16 protein-coding genes are annotated in these 13626 nt (G+C 69.9%); 9 read left to right on the forward strand and 7 right to left on the reverse strand.

Annotation, left to right across the window (positions count from 1 at the left end):
• Positions 1–151 precede the first annotated feature (151 nt).
• Together ACZ7OH_RS15405 and ACZ7OH_RS15410 are read left to right on the forward strand one after the other, a co-directional pair.
• Positions 152–808: a VanZ family protein gene (locus tag ACZ7OH_RS15405; RefSeq protein ID WP_470281365.1), complete on the forward strand. Its 657-nt coding sequence runs from the start codon at positions 152–154 to the stop codon at positions 806–808.
• A gap of 63 nt (positions 809–871) precedes the next feature.
• A complete protein-coding gene (locus ACZ7OH_RS15410; RefSeq protein ID WP_470281366.1) occupies positions 872–1606 on the forward strand; it encodes a GNAT family N-acetyltransferase in 735 nt (244 codons plus the stop codon).
• Here the strand turns inward: ACZ7OH_RS15410 and arfB are convergent.
• The 6 genes from arfB to ACZ7OH_RS15440 all read right to left on the reverse strand — a co-directional run bounded on the left by arfB (position 1603) and on the right by ACZ7OH_RS15440 (position 6495).
• Positions 1603–2019, reverse strand: a complete 417-nt coding sequence (gene arfB, locus ACZ7OH_RS15415; RefSeq protein WP_470281458.1) for an alternative ribosome rescue aminoacyl-tRNA hydrolase ArfB — start codon at positions 2017–2019, stop codon at positions 1603–1605. The two genes, ACZ7OH_RS15410 and arfB, sit on opposite strands and share 4 nt — an antisense overlap.
• 50 nt (positions 2020–2069) lie before the next feature.
• Positions 2070–3140, reverse strand: a complete 1071-nt coding sequence (purM, locus tag ACZ7OH_RS15420) for a phosphoribosylformylglycinamidine cyclo-ligase (RefSeq protein ID WP_470281367.1) — start codon at positions 3138–3140, stop codon at positions 2070–2072.
• Between the two features lie 29 nt (positions 3141–3169).
• On the reverse strand, positions 3170–4696 hold the full coding sequence (gene purF / locus ACZ7OH_RS15425; protein ID WP_470281368.1) for an amidophosphoribosyltransferase: 1527 nt from the start codon (positions 4694–4696) through the stop codon (positions 3170–3172).
• A gap of 118 nt (positions 4697–4814) precedes the next feature.
• Positions 4815–5120, reverse strand: coding sequence for a hypothetical protein (locus ACZ7OH_RS15430; protein ID WP_470281369.1), 306 nt, complete (start codon positions 5118–5120; stop codon positions 4815–4817).
• On the reverse strand, positions 5107–5346 hold the full coding sequence (locus ACZ7OH_RS15435; protein WP_072475608.1) for a DUF397 domain-containing protein: 240 nt from the start codon (positions 5344–5346) through the stop codon (positions 5107–5109). The genes ACZ7OH_RS15430 and ACZ7OH_RS15435 overlap by 14 nt, the downstream gene beginning before the upstream one ends.
• A gap of 270 nt (positions 5347–5616) precedes the next feature.
• On the reverse strand, positions 5617–6495 hold the full coding sequence (locus ACZ7OH_RS15440) for a helix-turn-helix domain-containing protein (RefSeq protein ID WP_372667236.1): 879 nt from the start codon (positions 6493–6495) through the stop codon (positions 5617–5619).
• 200 nt (positions 6496–6695) lie between these two features.
• Between ACZ7OH_RS15440 and ACZ7OH_RS15445 the strand changes: the two genes are divergently transcribed.
• Complete coding sequence (locus ACZ7OH_RS15445; RefSeq protein WP_470281370.1) at positions 6696–7493, forward strand: SAM-dependent methyltransferase; 798 nt, start codon at positions 6696–6698, stop codon at positions 7491–7493.
• Positions 7494–7501: 8 nt separating this feature from the next.
• On the opposite strand, the gene ACZ7OH_RS15450 is transcribed toward ACZ7OH_RS15445, so the two are convergent.
• Positions 7502–7882, reverse strand: a complete 381-nt coding sequence (locus tag ACZ7OH_RS15450) for a sterol carrier family protein (RefSeq protein WP_470281371.1) — start codon at positions 7880–7882, stop codon at positions 7502–7504.
• A gap of 56 nt (positions 7883–7938) precedes the next feature.
• Between ACZ7OH_RS15450 and ACZ7OH_RS15455 the strand changes: the two genes are divergently transcribed.
• From ACZ7OH_RS15455 to ACZ7OH_RS15480, 6 genes are all read left to right on the forward strand, one after another.
• The gene (locus tag ACZ7OH_RS15455) at positions 7939–8643 is read left to right on the forward strand and encodes a type VII secretion system-associated protein (RefSeq protein WP_470281372.1); all 705 of its coding nucleotides are present in this window, start codon (positions 7939–7941) and stop codon (positions 8641–8643) included.
• Positions 8644–8742: 99 nt separating this feature from the next.
• Positions 8743–9540 carry a lysozyme gene (locus tag ACZ7OH_RS15460; protein ID WP_470281373.1) on the forward strand — a complete coding sequence of 266 codons (798 nt, stop codon included), beginning with the start codon at positions 8743–8745 and terminating at the stop codon, positions 9538–9540.
• Positions 9541–9732: 192 nt separating this feature from the next.
• Positions 9733–10602, forward strand: a complete 870-nt coding sequence (locus tag ACZ7OH_RS15465) for a lysozyme (protein ID WP_470281374.1) — start codon at positions 9733–9735, stop codon at positions 10600–10602.
• Between the two features lie 182 nt (positions 10603–10784).
• Positions 10785–11711, forward strand: a complete 927-nt coding sequence (locus ACZ7OH_RS15470; protein ID WP_470281375.1) for a hypothetical protein — start codon at positions 10785–10787, stop codon at positions 11709–11711.
• Between the two features lie 4 nt (positions 11712–11715).
• Positions 11716–12783, forward strand: coding sequence for a pentapeptide repeat-containing protein (locus ACZ7OH_RS15475; protein ID WP_470281376.1), 1068 nt, complete (start codon positions 11716–11718; stop codon positions 12781–12783).
• Positions 12780–13577 (forward strand): hypothetical protein, encoded by a 798-nt coding sequence (locus tag ACZ7OH_RS15480; RefSeq protein ID WP_470281377.1) that lies wholly within the window; start codon positions 12780–12782, stop codon positions 13575–13577. The genes ACZ7OH_RS15475 and ACZ7OH_RS15480 overlap by 4 nt, the downstream gene beginning before the upstream one ends.
• Positions 13578–13626: the final 49 nt, after the last annotated feature.

The raw sequence follows: 13626 nt of genomic DNA on the forward strand, positions 1-13626 counted from the left end.
CACTGTGGACAGTGCGCCTCCTGACCGAACCACGGGACGACAAAAGCCGCCACCGGAAAGATCACCGAATAGTGCGGCGCCCTCGGACTGCCGAGTTGATCTTGCGGTGCGAAGGTGAAGTCGAGTGGAGGGGTTCCAAGAGAGGACGCGCATGGAAGCGCTGCTTCGCGCCTTCTGGGGGATGATTCCGATTTCGGCGATCGCGCTGCCGTACGCGCTGCTGGGATGGCCGCTGCTCGCGGCCCGGCGGCGGCGGAGACTCCCGGCCCGCTTCGCGATCGCGACGGCCGGCGTCGACTGCGCCGCCGCGCTCCTGGCCTTTCTCGTGCTTTGCCTGGTCATCATGCCGGTCGGCGACTCTTCCGACAGCACTCTCGATCTCGTTCCGGGCTCCGACATCACCGCCGCTTTCGCCGACGACGATTCACTCTGGCAGGTGATCGGCAACGTCCTGCTGCTCTGTCCGCTCGGCGCTCTGCTGCCCCTGCGGATGCGCCGGCTGCGCACGCTTTCGCGGGTGGCGCTGGCCGCGTTGCTCGCGTCCGTGCTGGTGGAGGGTACGCAATATCTCATCCACTGCGGCCGGGTCACGTCAACCGACGACGTCCTGCTCAACACGGCGGGCGCGACGCTCGGCGCCGCGCTGAGCCGGCGCGGCTGGCGCGCGCTCGACGTCCCGCCGCCGGTGCCGGTGGCGATCCCGGCGCAGCGCCGGACGATCTGCGAGGCGCCGACGCTCCGGCTGCGCGTCCCGCGTTCGGTCTGGGACAAGCGCTACGCGGCCGTCGCGCACCCGGAACGCCAGTAAATCCGGTTGCCGGCCGTGCCACGATGGCCGTGAGACGGTGCCCCTTCGAGCCGAAAGGCTCACATGTCAACCATTCAGGCGTATGTCCGCAAGACGGCACCACGCGGCCGGGACACCGAGCGGGTCGGCCCCTTCCTGGCCACCTACTCGCCGGGCACCCCGCACCCGATGCTCAACTACGCGATCCCGGACGACGGCGCGCGGCCGACGCCGGCCGAGATCGGCGCCCTGACCGGGGCGTACCGGCGACGGGACCTGCTCCCGCGGCTGGAGTACTTCACCGACGTCGCCCCCGCCCTGGAGAAACTGCTGGTCGACGCGGGGTACGAGCTGGAACGGCGGGTGCCGCTGATGACCTGCGCGCCGGCCGAGCGGGTCGACAAGTCGGCTCCGGCGGGGATCCGGCTGCGCGCACCGGAGTCCAGCGAAGACTTCCGGCGGATGCGGTCGGTGCAGAACACGGCCTTCGGCCAACCCGCGGAGATCGGCGACGACGAGGTCGAGCAGCTGAAGACCAGCGGACGGCACCTCCTCGCGGAAGCTTACGGCGTGGTCGTCGGCGGCGGGCTCGCGCTCGAAATCGTCGACGGCACCACCGAGGTCGCCGGGATCGCGGTGCTCGAGCCGTACCGCGGGCGCGGGATCGCCGCGGCGCTCACCGCCCGGCTGACCCGCGAAGTGCACGAGGCCGGCGCGCACACGGCGTTCCTCACCCCCGGTGACCTGGGGATCGGGACCGTCTACGCCCGCGTCGGCTACCGGCCGGCGGGCGAGTGCGTGCACCTCTCCCTGGCCTAGTCGTCGAACCGGCCGGAGCGGCCACGCTTCACGTCGCTCCGGCGCTTCTTCGACGCCAGGCGGCGCTCCTTCGAACCGCGGGACGGTTTCGTGGGGCGACGCTTGGCGGGCGGCGGCGCCGACGCGTCGAGCAGGAGGTTCGCGAGCCGGCCGCGCGCCGCCTCGCGGTTCTGCAGCTGAGAGCGGTGTTCGCTGGCCGCGATCGTCAGGACGCCGTCGACCAGCCGGGGTTCGAGCGCGGACAGGACGCGGTCGCGCAGGTGCTCCGGGATCGACGGCGAGGCGGCGACGTCGAACGACAGCTCGACGCGCGAGTCCGTAGTGTTGACGCCCTGGCCGCCGGGTCCGGACGAGCGCGAAAAGCGCTCGCTCAACTCGGCTCCCGGGATCGTGAACCGGGAGCCGATCACCACGTCTTCGGCTGCCACGTCAACCAGTGTGACAGTCGCGATCAACCACGTTTCTAGAAGCGCGGGTGGTCGCCCGAAAGCACCGCGCGCGGGCCGTCGACGTCGCCGGCGGGCTGGACGTCGCCCAGGATCCAAGCGGGGACGTGCCGCGCGGTCAGCATGGCCAGCGCGCGGTCGACGTCCTCGGCGCCGACGATCGCGACCATGCCGACGCCCATGTTGAACGTCTTCTCCAGCTCGGCCCGCTCGACCTTGCCGCGCTGGCCGATCAGGGCGAACACCGGCGCCGGCGTCCAGGTGCCGCGCTCGAGCCGGGCGACCAGGCCGCGCGGCATGACGCGGGCGAGGTTGGCCTCCAGGCCACCGCCGGTGATGTGCGCGAACGTCCGGACCTCGGTTTCGGCCGCGAGCGCCAGGCAGTCCTTCGCGTAGATCCGCGTCGGCTCCAGCATCTCCTCGCCGAGGGTGCGGCCGAACTCCTCGACGTGGCCGCCGAGCGGCATCCGCGCGATGTCCAGCAGCACGTGCCGGGCCAGGGAGTAGCCGTTCGAGTGCAGGCCGGACGAGCCGAGCGCGAGCACGACGTCCCCGGGGCGGACCTTCTCCGGCGAGAGCAGCTGGGACGCCTCGACGACGCCGACGCCGGTGGCCGACATGTCGTAGTCGTGCTCGCCCATCAGGCCCGGGTGCTCGGCGGTCTCGCCGCCCAGCAGTGCGCAGCCGGCCTGGACGCAGCCCTCGGCGATGCCGCCGACCAGCGCGGCGATCTTCTCCGGGTGCACCTTGCCGACGGCGATGTAGTCCTGCAGGAACAGCGGCTCGGCGCCGGTCACGACCAGGTCGTCGACCACCATGGCGACCAGGTCGATGCCGACCGTGTCGTGCTTGTCCAGCGCCTGCGCGACGGCGATCTTGGTGCCGACGCCGTCGGTCGACGACGCGAGCACCGGCTCCTTCCACTTGTCGAGCTTCAGGGAGAAGAGCCCGGCGAAGCCGCCGACGCCACCCAGGACCTCGGGGCGAGTGGCCCGCGCGGCGTGCGGCTTGAGCAGCTCGACGGCTTGGTCACCGGCGTCGATGCTGACCCCGGCGGCGGCGTACGTGGCGCTCGTGGACTCGCTCACGGTGGAAGGACTCCCTCTGGAAGGAACTGCTAGGGACGCCGGACGGCGTCTTCGGCACCGTACCCGGCGGGGCTGACCGGGGTCGCCGCGCCATTGACCGAGTCGAGGCTTTCGAGCAGGTGCTTCCCGATCAGCGCGTCCTCCGGCAGCGGGATCGGGTACTCGCCGGAGAAGCACGCCGTGCACAGCCGCGACTTCGGCTGTTCCGCGGCCGCGACCAGGCCGTCCAGGGAAATGTAACCCAGGGAGTCGGCTCCGATCGAGCGCCGGATGCCGTCGAGGTCGACGCCGTTGGCGACGAGCTCGGCCCGCGAGGCGAAGTCGATGCCGTAGAAGCACGGCCAGCGCACGGGCGGTGACGCGATCCGGACGTGCACCTCGAGCGCGCCGGCCTCGCGCAGCATCCGGACGAGCGCGCGCTGGGTGTTGCCGCGGACGATCGAGTCGTCCACGACGACCAGGCGCTTGCCGCGGATGACGTCCCGCAGCGGGTTCAGCTTGAGCCGGATACCGAGCTGGCGGATGGTCTGCGACGGCTGGATGAACGTGCGCCCGACGTAGGCGTTCTTCACCAGGCCGGTGCCGTAGGGGATGCCCGAGCCCTGCGCGTAGCCGATGGCGGCGGGCGTGCCGGACTCCGGCACTGGCATCACGAGGTCGGCTTCGACCGGCTGCTCGGTGGCCAGCCGGCGGCCGATTTCGACGCGGGTGGCGTGCACGCCGCGACCGGCGATCGTGGTGTCGGGGCGGGCGAGGTAGACGTACTCGAAGACGCAGCCCTTGGGGTCCGGGTTCGCGAACCGCGAGGAGCGCAGGCCCGCGGCGTCGATCGCGATGAGCTCGCCGGGCTCGACCTCGCGGACGAAGGACGCGCCGACGATGTCGAGGCCCGCCGTCTCGCTGGAGACGACCCAGCCGCGCTCGAGCCGGCCGAGCACCAACGGGTGTACCCCGTGCGGGTCACGCGCCGCGTAGAGCGTGTTCTCGTCGGAGAACACCAGGCAGAAGGCGCCCTTCAGGGTGGGCAGCAGGTCCATCGCGGCGGCTTCGATGCCCTTGTCGGCGGCGTTCGCGGCGAGCAGCCCGCAGATCAGGTCGGAGTCGCTGGACGAGCCGGTCAGGCCCGCGTGCGGCTTGAGCCCGGCCTCGATGGTGCGTTCGCGCAGCTCCGCCGTGTTGACGAGGTTGCCGTTGTGCGCGAAGGAAAGGCCGCTGCCGGTCTCGGTGGTGCGGAAGATCGGCTGGGCGTTCTCCCAGATGGTCGCGCCGGTGGTCGAGTACCGGCAGTGCCCGACGGCGATGTGGCCCTGCAGCGACTGCAGGATCTGCTCGTCGAACACCTGGCTGACCAGGCCGAGGTCCTTGAAGACCACGATCTGCGAGCCGTCGGAGACGGAGATGCCGGCGGCCTCCTGGCCCCGGTGCTGCAGGGCGTAGAGGCCGTAGTAGGTCAGCTTCGCGACTTCTTCCCCCGGAGCCCAGACGCCGAAGACGCCACACTCCTCACGGGGTTCCGGGTCGGGCTGGTCGGACACGAGCTGCGGGTCGGAAACCACCGAAGGTGCTCCCAGGAAGACGTGGTCAGGCCGATTTCAGTGTAGACGGTGCGGACATGGGTCAGGCCCCGCCCGACGTGGTACTGACCACTTCGGACAGGGCCTGAAGTCTTCACCTCTAGCAAGCGTCCGGCAGCTGGAGGATCTCCGTGAGCACTTGCGCGCCTTCCCCGCGGCGGCGCCACAACCAGCGCTCCGGCTCGAAGATGTTCTCTTCGGTGCCGGGCATCCGGGTCGCCACGACGTCGTCTTCGGCGTTGAGCCGGACCACGTCCACCACGTCATCGTGCACCCGCACGCCGACGACGGCGAGGACCTCACCGCTCTCGTCGGCGGGGTGGACGAACTGGTAGCCACGGGCCACCAGTTCCTGCAGACCGGTCTCGATGTCGAAGACGGGGGCGACGGCCTCAGCCGAGGACATCGTCGAACTCACCGTCCTTGGCCCCGGCCAGGAAGGCCGCCATCTCGGCGCGCGTGTAGACGAGCGCCGGGCCGGTCGGGAAGCGCGAGTTGCGCATCGCGATCTCACCGCTGGACAGCGGCGCGACCTCGACGCAGTTGCCGACGGCCCCGCTGTAGCTCGCCTTGCGCCACTCGGCACCGGACAGCCGGTCGGCCGGGATGCCGTTCTCGAATCGCTCAGCCATGGTCCCACCTCTCGATGTGGAAAAGCTTCCAGGGCGTTGCATCTGCATGTGCATTTGCCCGCGTATCGGAGGCTAGCACGTGTGCCTGCAGCGGTAAATGCACGTGCAGAATTTCTTGCAAAGTTCTCGGACGGTAAAGAATCATCAGGTCACGGTTAACCTATCGGGTGATAGGTGGCGACTCTAATGGCTCAGCTGCTACTAGGGGTTACCGCTCAGTGGGGACACGTCCGCACCGGCGGGGTGGTTCACCGGGACCGGTTCCGGGACTCAGATCTCCGCGCGACGCTTGGCGAGCAGAGCGCGGCTCCGCTCCGGCGTCTCCGCGTCGACCGCCAGCATGTCGAGCGCGCGGCTGTACTTCTCGATCTCTTCGCGCTTTTCGATGTAGTGCGCGCCGGTCAGGTACTCGACGTACGCGATGTTCGGCAGTTCCGGTTCGCCGAACCGCAGCAGCGAAAACGCGTGCTCGGCCGACAGCCCGCTTCGCGAATACGGCAGGACCTGCACGGACACGTGCGGCAGCGCGCTCATCTCCAGCAGGTATTCGATCTGCTGCTTGAGCACCTTCATCCCGCCGATCGGGCGGTGCAGCACCGACTCGTCGAGCACCATCCACACGCGGGGCGCGTCCGGCCTGCTGAACATCTTCTGGCGCCGCATCCGCAGCGCGACCAGCTGGTCGACGCGCTCGTCGGCCATCTCCGGGCGGCCGTGGCTGAAGATCGCTCGAGCGTACGGCTCGATCTGGAGCAGGCCCGACACGTACAGCGGCTCCCAGATCTGGATCCGGGCGGCGGCTTCTTCGAGGCCGACGAGGTCGGTGAACCAGTTCGGCATCGTGTCGCCGAAGCGGCGCCACCAGCCGGGCTCGTTCGACTGCTTGACCATGTCGAGGAACGTCTGGCGCTCGGTCGCGTCCTCGACGCCGTACATCGTGAGCAGGTCGGTGACGTCGCGTTCCTTGAAGCCGACGCGGCCCAGTTCGAGGCGGCTGATCTTGGACTCGGAGCCCCGGATGTTGTAACCGGCCTGCTGACGGGTGATGCCGGCCTCTTCGCGGAGTCGCCGGAGCTGCGAGCCCAGGATCATGCGGCGCGCCGTGGGGCCGATGTTCTGTTCACCTGCGGACGCGTTCACCGCGTTCATTCCCGGACCTTCCGCGCTCACGTCACCAGGGGGTTCTAGCCCGACTACCGAAAGTACACGTTGGGCCGTCCTGCGCAAAGAGGTGACCCGGTTTACCGCATGCGTGTGTAGTCCTACTCTACGTAGAGTACGAGACTTTCGACACAGAACTTGCGAGGTTCAAGATGCCCGACGCCGCGACCCGGACCGAACGAGTTCCCGTGGGGGTCGACCCGACCCGAGCGAGCATCGCGCGCGTGTACGACGCCTTCCTGCTCGGGAAGGACAACTACGAAATCGACCGGGAGGTCCTGCACAAGGTGCAGCAGGCCGCACCGGAGGCGCAGGACCTCGCGTTCGAGAACCGCGGCTTCCTCATCCGCGTGTGCCGCTTCCTCGCGAGCCAGACCGGCATCACCCAGTACCTCGACCTCGGCTCCGGCCTGCCGACGGCGGAGAACACCCACCAGGTCGTCCAGCGGATCCACCCCGAGGCCACGGTCGTCTACGTCGACAACGACCCCGTGGTCCTCGCGCACGGCCGGGCGCTGCTCGAGGAGAACGAGCACACGCACTTCGTCGCCGAAGACATCTTCGAGCCGCAGCGCATCCTCGAGAACGAGGTCATCCGCGAGCACATCGACTTCACGCAGCCGCTCGTGCTGCTGCAGATGGGCACGCTGCACCACTTCAAGGGCGACGCCGACCGGCCGAAGGAGATCATGAAGGCGTACGTCGACGCGCTGCCGTCCGGCTCCTTCGTCGGGCTCAGCCACTTCTTCGACCCCGAGAACGAGGACTCCGCGACCGCCCGCCGCATGGAGGACTTCTTCGTGCACAGCCCGATGGGCTCCGGCACGTTCCGGACGCAGAAGCAGATCGAGGAGCTGTTCGCCGGCCTCGAGCTCGTCGACCCCGGCGTGACGCTGTGCGCCGACTGGTGGCCGGACGGCCCGCGGCTCAAGGAGCTCAACGTCGCGCAGCGGACGATCGCCGGCGGCGTCGGCCGAAAGCCGTAGCGAGGCCGTCAGAGCCGGACGACCGGCAGCCAGTGGGAAAGGTCGGCCCGGGTGCCCGACGCGGACACCCGGCCGTCCGCCACCGCGGTGGTCCAGTCCAGCCGGCCGGTGGCCAGTTCGAGCCAGGTGCGCGGGTCGGTCTCGATCACGTTCGGCGGGGTGCCGCGGGTGTGCCGCGGCCCCTCCACGCACTGCACCGCCGCGAAGGGTGGCACGCGGACTTCGACCGTGCGGCCCGGCGCGTCGGCCGCGAGCGCGCGCAGGCTGAGCCGGACCGCCGCGGCCAGCTCCGGCCGTGCGGGATCGGGCGCGTCGCCCTGCAGCCACGGGGAAATCGCCAGCACCGCCGCACGTAACTGTCCGGGGTCGACCGAACGCGAAGAGGCCATGGGCAAACAGTAGAGTGGCGCACCAAGACTTTTCAGGCACACCCGAGAACGTGGGGATGACGATGGCGCAGCGGGACGAGGCGGATCGGATGGTTTCGCAGCAGCCCACCGGAAGCGGGCCCGATCGCCCCGGCAAGCACAGCAAGCCCAACCGCGCCGCGCGCCGCGGCGGGCAGCAGGCCCGGCGCTCCGGCAAGCACGGCACGCCCGAGATCACCGCGGAGATGCGCGCGAACGCCCGCGCCAACCCGAACAGCTGGCTCTACGTCATCGACGAGGCCTTCGACCCGAACGGCCCGGTGCCGTCGTGGGCGGTCGTCGGCGCGTACCCGGTGAACGGCGCCGGCGACGTCGTCGCGGACTTCCACCCGAACGACCGCTACCGGCCCTCGCCCAAGGCGCTCGGCTTCCCGGACCCGACGACCGACCTCGAGCAGCTGCTGCAGCTCGTCCGCACCGAGCACCGGCCGGCGTCGGACCTGCCTAAGGTCGTGCTCGACGCGACGCTGTTCGTCTACGCGATGTCGCCGGTGCAGCGCACGGTGATCGGCTTCCACAACACCGACGGCCGGGTGATGGTGCCCGCGTACACGCGCAAGGCGCTGGTGCCGCGCGAGTGGCCGCACGCGCGCGCGGTGCTCGGCCGCGACATCGTCGGCCTGCTCGGCGGGCACCCCGTCGCGATCAACCCGCACGACCTGATCACCGCCGTCGTGCCGGCCGAGCACCTGCTGAAGGCGCTGGCCGACGAACAGCGCTGACCTGCGGGTTTAACCCCATCGAGTGACCACCCGAGTCGCCGATCCGGCGACTCGGGTGCATCGTGAGGCTGGATAAGTCTCGCGAGACGGGTGGGGAGCATGAGGGTGAAACGTTCGCTGCTGCCCTTGGCCGTCGCCGCCATGCTCGTCTCCGGGCAGGCGCCGGCGACGGCCGACGACATCTACGCCGGCGCCGAGGACCACTACGCCGGTTCGCAGATCGCCAAGGTCGAAGGCGTCGACGCGGCGCCCGGCGTGCTCTACGACGGCGACGCCCAGCAGCTCGGCCACGACGTCAGCGGGCACCAGGGCCCGGTCGACTGGCCCGGCGCGGCGCGCACCGGCGCGAAGTTCGTCTACGTCAAGGCGACCGAGGGCACCGGCTTCACCAACCCGCAGTTCGCCCAGCAGTACAACGGTTCCTACGACGCCGGCCTGATCCGCGGCGCCTACCACTTCGCCCGGCCGGACGTCTCCGACGGCGCGTCGCAGGCGCGCTACTTCCTCGCCCACGGCGGTGGCTGGTCGGCCGACGGGAAAACGCTGCCCGGCGCACTCGACGCGGAGTACAACCCGTACGGCGAAACCTGCTACGGCAAGGACGCGGCCGGGATGGTCCGCTGGATCAGCGACTTCTCCGAGACCTACCGCGCGGCCACCGGGCGCTACCCGACGATCTACACGTCGACGAGCTGGTGGAAGCGCTGCACCGCGAACAACGGCGGCTTCGGCGCCAATCCGCTGTGGATCGCCCGCTACAACACGTTCATCGGCGAGCTGCCGGCCGGCTGGAGCGTCCACACGATCTGGCAGTTCGCGGACAGCGGCAGCCTGCCCGGCGACCAGAACTGGTTCAACGGCTCGGCGGACCGGCTGCGCGCCCTCGCGCTGGGCTGACCGGCCGGCTCACGAATTATAGGTGTTAACTGGTCACCGGTTGACGATCATCCTCCCGGGAAAATCACCCACACGTATACCCAATTTCACGGAACTGAGTGACAAGAAGCCATCTCGTCCTCAACAATCGTGCACGGGCGGCTACCTGCAGTAAGCCGTCCTCAGCGAGGGTATCTGTGAAGGGATTCAACGATGTCCACTTCCCGAAGAGGGCGGCTGTTCGCTGCCCTGGTCGTCCCGGCCACGCTGCTCCTGCTCAGCAGCACGGCCCAGGCGACGACCTTCTCCCCCGAGGTCGACCCGGTGGCCGCGATCAACGCGGACATCGCGCAGCACGACCACGAACTGGGGTCGCAGATCCGGCGCGTCGAAGGCGACAAGTCGACCCCGGACACGCAGAAGGCGGCGCAGCAGCCGCAACCCGGCCAGGCCATCCCCGGCCAGGTGCTGGCCACCGTGGCCGGCATGGACGTCGCCGGCTACCAGGGCAACGTCGACTGGGCGAGCTGGTGGAACCAGGGCAAGCGGTTCGTCTGGACCAAAGCCACGGAGAGCACCAGCTACACCAACCCGTACTTCGCGCAGCAGTACAACGGCTCCTACAACCAGGGCTTCATCCGGGGCGCCTACCACTTCGCCACCCCGAACACCGCGAGCGGCGCGGCGCAGGCCCGGTACTTCGTCGCCCACGGCGGCGGCTGGTCGAAGGACGGCAAGACGCTGCCCGGCGCGCTGGACATGGAGTACAACCCGTACGGCGATACCTGCTACGGGCTGAGCAAAGCCGGGATGACGTCGTGGATCCTCGACTTCCACGACACCTACCACTCCCTGACCGGCCGCTACCCGGTGATCTACACGTCGACGAGCTGGTGGGGCAGCTGCGTGAGCGGTGACTTCTCCAGCACGGCCCCGCTGTGGGTCGCGCGGTACGCGTCGTCGGTCGGCACGCTGCCCTACAACTGGGGCTTCTACACCGTTTGGCAGTACACCTCGAGCCCGCTCGACCAGGACACCTTCAACGGTGCCTACGACCGGCTCCAGGCCCTCGCCAACGGCTGACCCGCACCCCGCCTCACCCCGGCTCCCGGATCGTGACGACTTCGCGTCTTCGCGCCCGGGAGCCGGTTTCATGCCGTACCGTCCGAGCTTGCAGAATGCTGCTCACCACGTCCTGGGGGAACCGCAGAGGCCTTGCGGACGTCGGAAGCGCACGAACACCCAGCGCCCGGAAGGCATGAAAGATGACGTACCCGCCTCAGCCGGGCCAGCCCGGCCAGCCCGACCCGTACGGCCAGCCGCCCCAGTCCGGTGGCTTCCAGCAGCCGTACCCGCAGCAGGGTGGGTGGGACCCCAACCAGCAGCAACAGCCGTACCCGACGCAGCAGTACCCGCAGGGCTTCGACCCGAGCCAGCAGCAGCAGGGTTACCCGTCGGGCGGGTTCCCGCAGAGCCCGCAGCCGCAGTGGGGTGACCCCAACGCCCAGCAGCAGCAGCAAGGGTGGGCCGACCCGAACGCGCAGCAGCAGTCGGCGTGGGCGGACCCGAACGCGCAGCAGTACGGCCAGCAGGCCTGGGACCCGAACCAGGGCGGCCAGATGGCGGGCTGGGAGCAGTCCGGCGGCTACGGCCAGGGCTTCGGCGGGCCGCCGGCGCCGCCGAAGAAGAGCAAGACCGGGATGTGGATCGCCATCGGCGCCACCGTGGTGGTCGTGCTGGCGGCCCTCGGCGTCACCGGCTTCGTCGCGCCCGGCTTCTTCCTGTCGAAGGACAACAACGTCGCGGCCCCGCCGTCGTCGAGCACGTCGGCCAAGCCCTCGACACCGAAGTCCACCACGAAGAAGGCCCCGACGACCAGCAAGGCGCCGTCGTCCGGCGGTGGCGCGGAGGCCAAGGTCGTATTGCAGGGCTTCATCGACAAGCTGAACGCGGGCGACAACGCGGGCGCGCTCGCGCTGGGCTGCTCGGACTCGAAGGACCTGCTCGACTCGTGGCTCAAGACGTTCCTCAAGCCGCCGCTGCAGCTGACGCTCGGCGACGTGCCGGACGACCAGTTCCTCGTCGAGGGCCAGGTCACCGGGACGTCCGCGGGCAAGAACGTCAAGGGCACGCTGAGCGCGACGAACTTCGACGACAAGGGTTTCTGCGTCAGCACGATGCTGGTTTCCTGACCCGGTGAAGCTGTGGCGATCCCCGCTGGCGTGGACGTTCCTCGCGTCGGTGGTCCTGCTGGCGGGCGTCGGCGGCTGGTTGCTGACCGACCCCGCCACCAGCCGCAGTGAGGCGCTGAAGACGGGCGGCCTCGCCGGCGGCGCGATCGTGGCGCTGTACGCGCTGTGGCTGAACGACCGGCGCCGCCGCGTCGAGGAGCGGCGCCAGGACATCGAGCGCCGCCGCCACGAACTGGAGTCGCAGCGCGCGGAGCAGGACCGCGAGCGGGTGGCGGACGAGCGGTTCGCGAAGGCCGTCGAGCTGCTGGGTCATGACGCGGACCAGGTGCGGGTCGGGGCGCTGCACGCGTTGGCGGGGTTGGCGCGAAGCCGGCCGGAGTACACGCAGACCGTGCTGGACGTGCTGTGTTCGTACCTGCGGCGGCCGTTCAAGCGGCCCGAGCCGGATTCCGAGAATCCGGAACCGGAGCGCGAGCTGACGGTCCGGCTCACGGCGCAGCGCCTGGTCACGGATTTGCTGCCCGCGAGCGACGCCGAAGGCCCGGCGTACGACCTGGACCTGACCGGCGCGACGCTCGAGTACTTCGACCTTTCGGGCAAGCTGGTCGGCGGCCTGCTGCTGCGGTACGCGTCTCTGCACAGCAGCACCAACTTCAGCGGATGCCGGTTCACGGGCCGCGTGTACCTCACCGCCGCGGGCACGGCGAAGGGACGCTTGGTCGGCTACTTCCGCTGCCGCGGCGCGGTGTTCGAGAGCCACGCGTGGTTCAGCGGCACGGCCTTCGACGAGGACGCCGACTTCACCGAGACGGAGTTCGCGGGGAAAACCACCTTCAAGGACGCGAAGTTCGCGAAGGACGCGGTGTTCTCCGGGGTGGTCGCGTCTTGCGAGCTGGACCTGCGGCGCACCCGCTTCGAGGGGCAGACCGACCTGAGGTTCGCCTCGCTGCCGAAGTCCGTTTCGCTCTACAACACGCTGGTGCGCGACGAGAAGGACGTGCAAGTGCCGGCGGAGTGGAAGCTCGAGGAACTGCGCGACGGCGAGTCCCGGATCACCGCGGTGAGCGGGTGAAGCGCGTCTCGCCGCTCCTGCTGGCGTTCGCGTTGAGCGTGGTCGTGTTCGCCGTGACGCTGGCCTGGCTGCTCGCGGACCGCGCGACCAGCCGCGGCGACGCGCTCAAGACCGCGGGCCTGGCCGGCGGCGCGGTCGCGGCGTTGTACGGGCTGTGGCTGAACGACCGCCGCCGGCGCGTCGAGGAGGACCGGCACGAGCTCGAGCGGACGCGGATTTCCGACGAGCGGTTCGCGAAGTCGGTCGAGCTGCTCGGGCACGAGGCCGACCAGGTGCGCGTCGGGGCGATCCACGCGCTGGGCGGCCTCGCGCGGACCCGGCCGGAGGTCTACGCGCAGACCGTGCTCGACGTGTTGTGCGCGTACCTGCGGCGGCCGTTCGAGGACGACGATTCGGCTGAGGCCGCACGGGAGTCGCAGGTCCGGCGCACGGCGCAGCGGGTGATTCGAGCGTCGCTGCCGGACGCCGGGACCGGTCCGGCGTACACCCTCGACCTCTCGGGCGCGCGGCTCGATCGGTTCAACCTTTCGGGCAAGCACGTCGGCTTGCTGGGGGCGCAGGGTGCGACGATCGTCAACGGCGTTTTCCTGGTGGACACGGCGTTCACGGGATCGGTGTTCCTGACCGGGGCGAGTGCGGACGGGCCGGTCGACCTGACGCGGACGCGGTTCGGCGCGGGGACGGGGTTCCGGGACTTCACCGCGCACGACGAGGTGCGGTTCGAGGGTGTTTTCTTCGCGCAGCCGCCGGATTTCGGCGAGGCGAGGTTTCCGGCCGGGACCGAACTGCCCTGAGCAGCCCCCGTTTTCCACGCTAGCGGAGGGCACCGACAGTTCGCGGTGC

It is taken from the genome of Amycolatopsis sp. NPDC114478 (assembly GCF_055633805.1).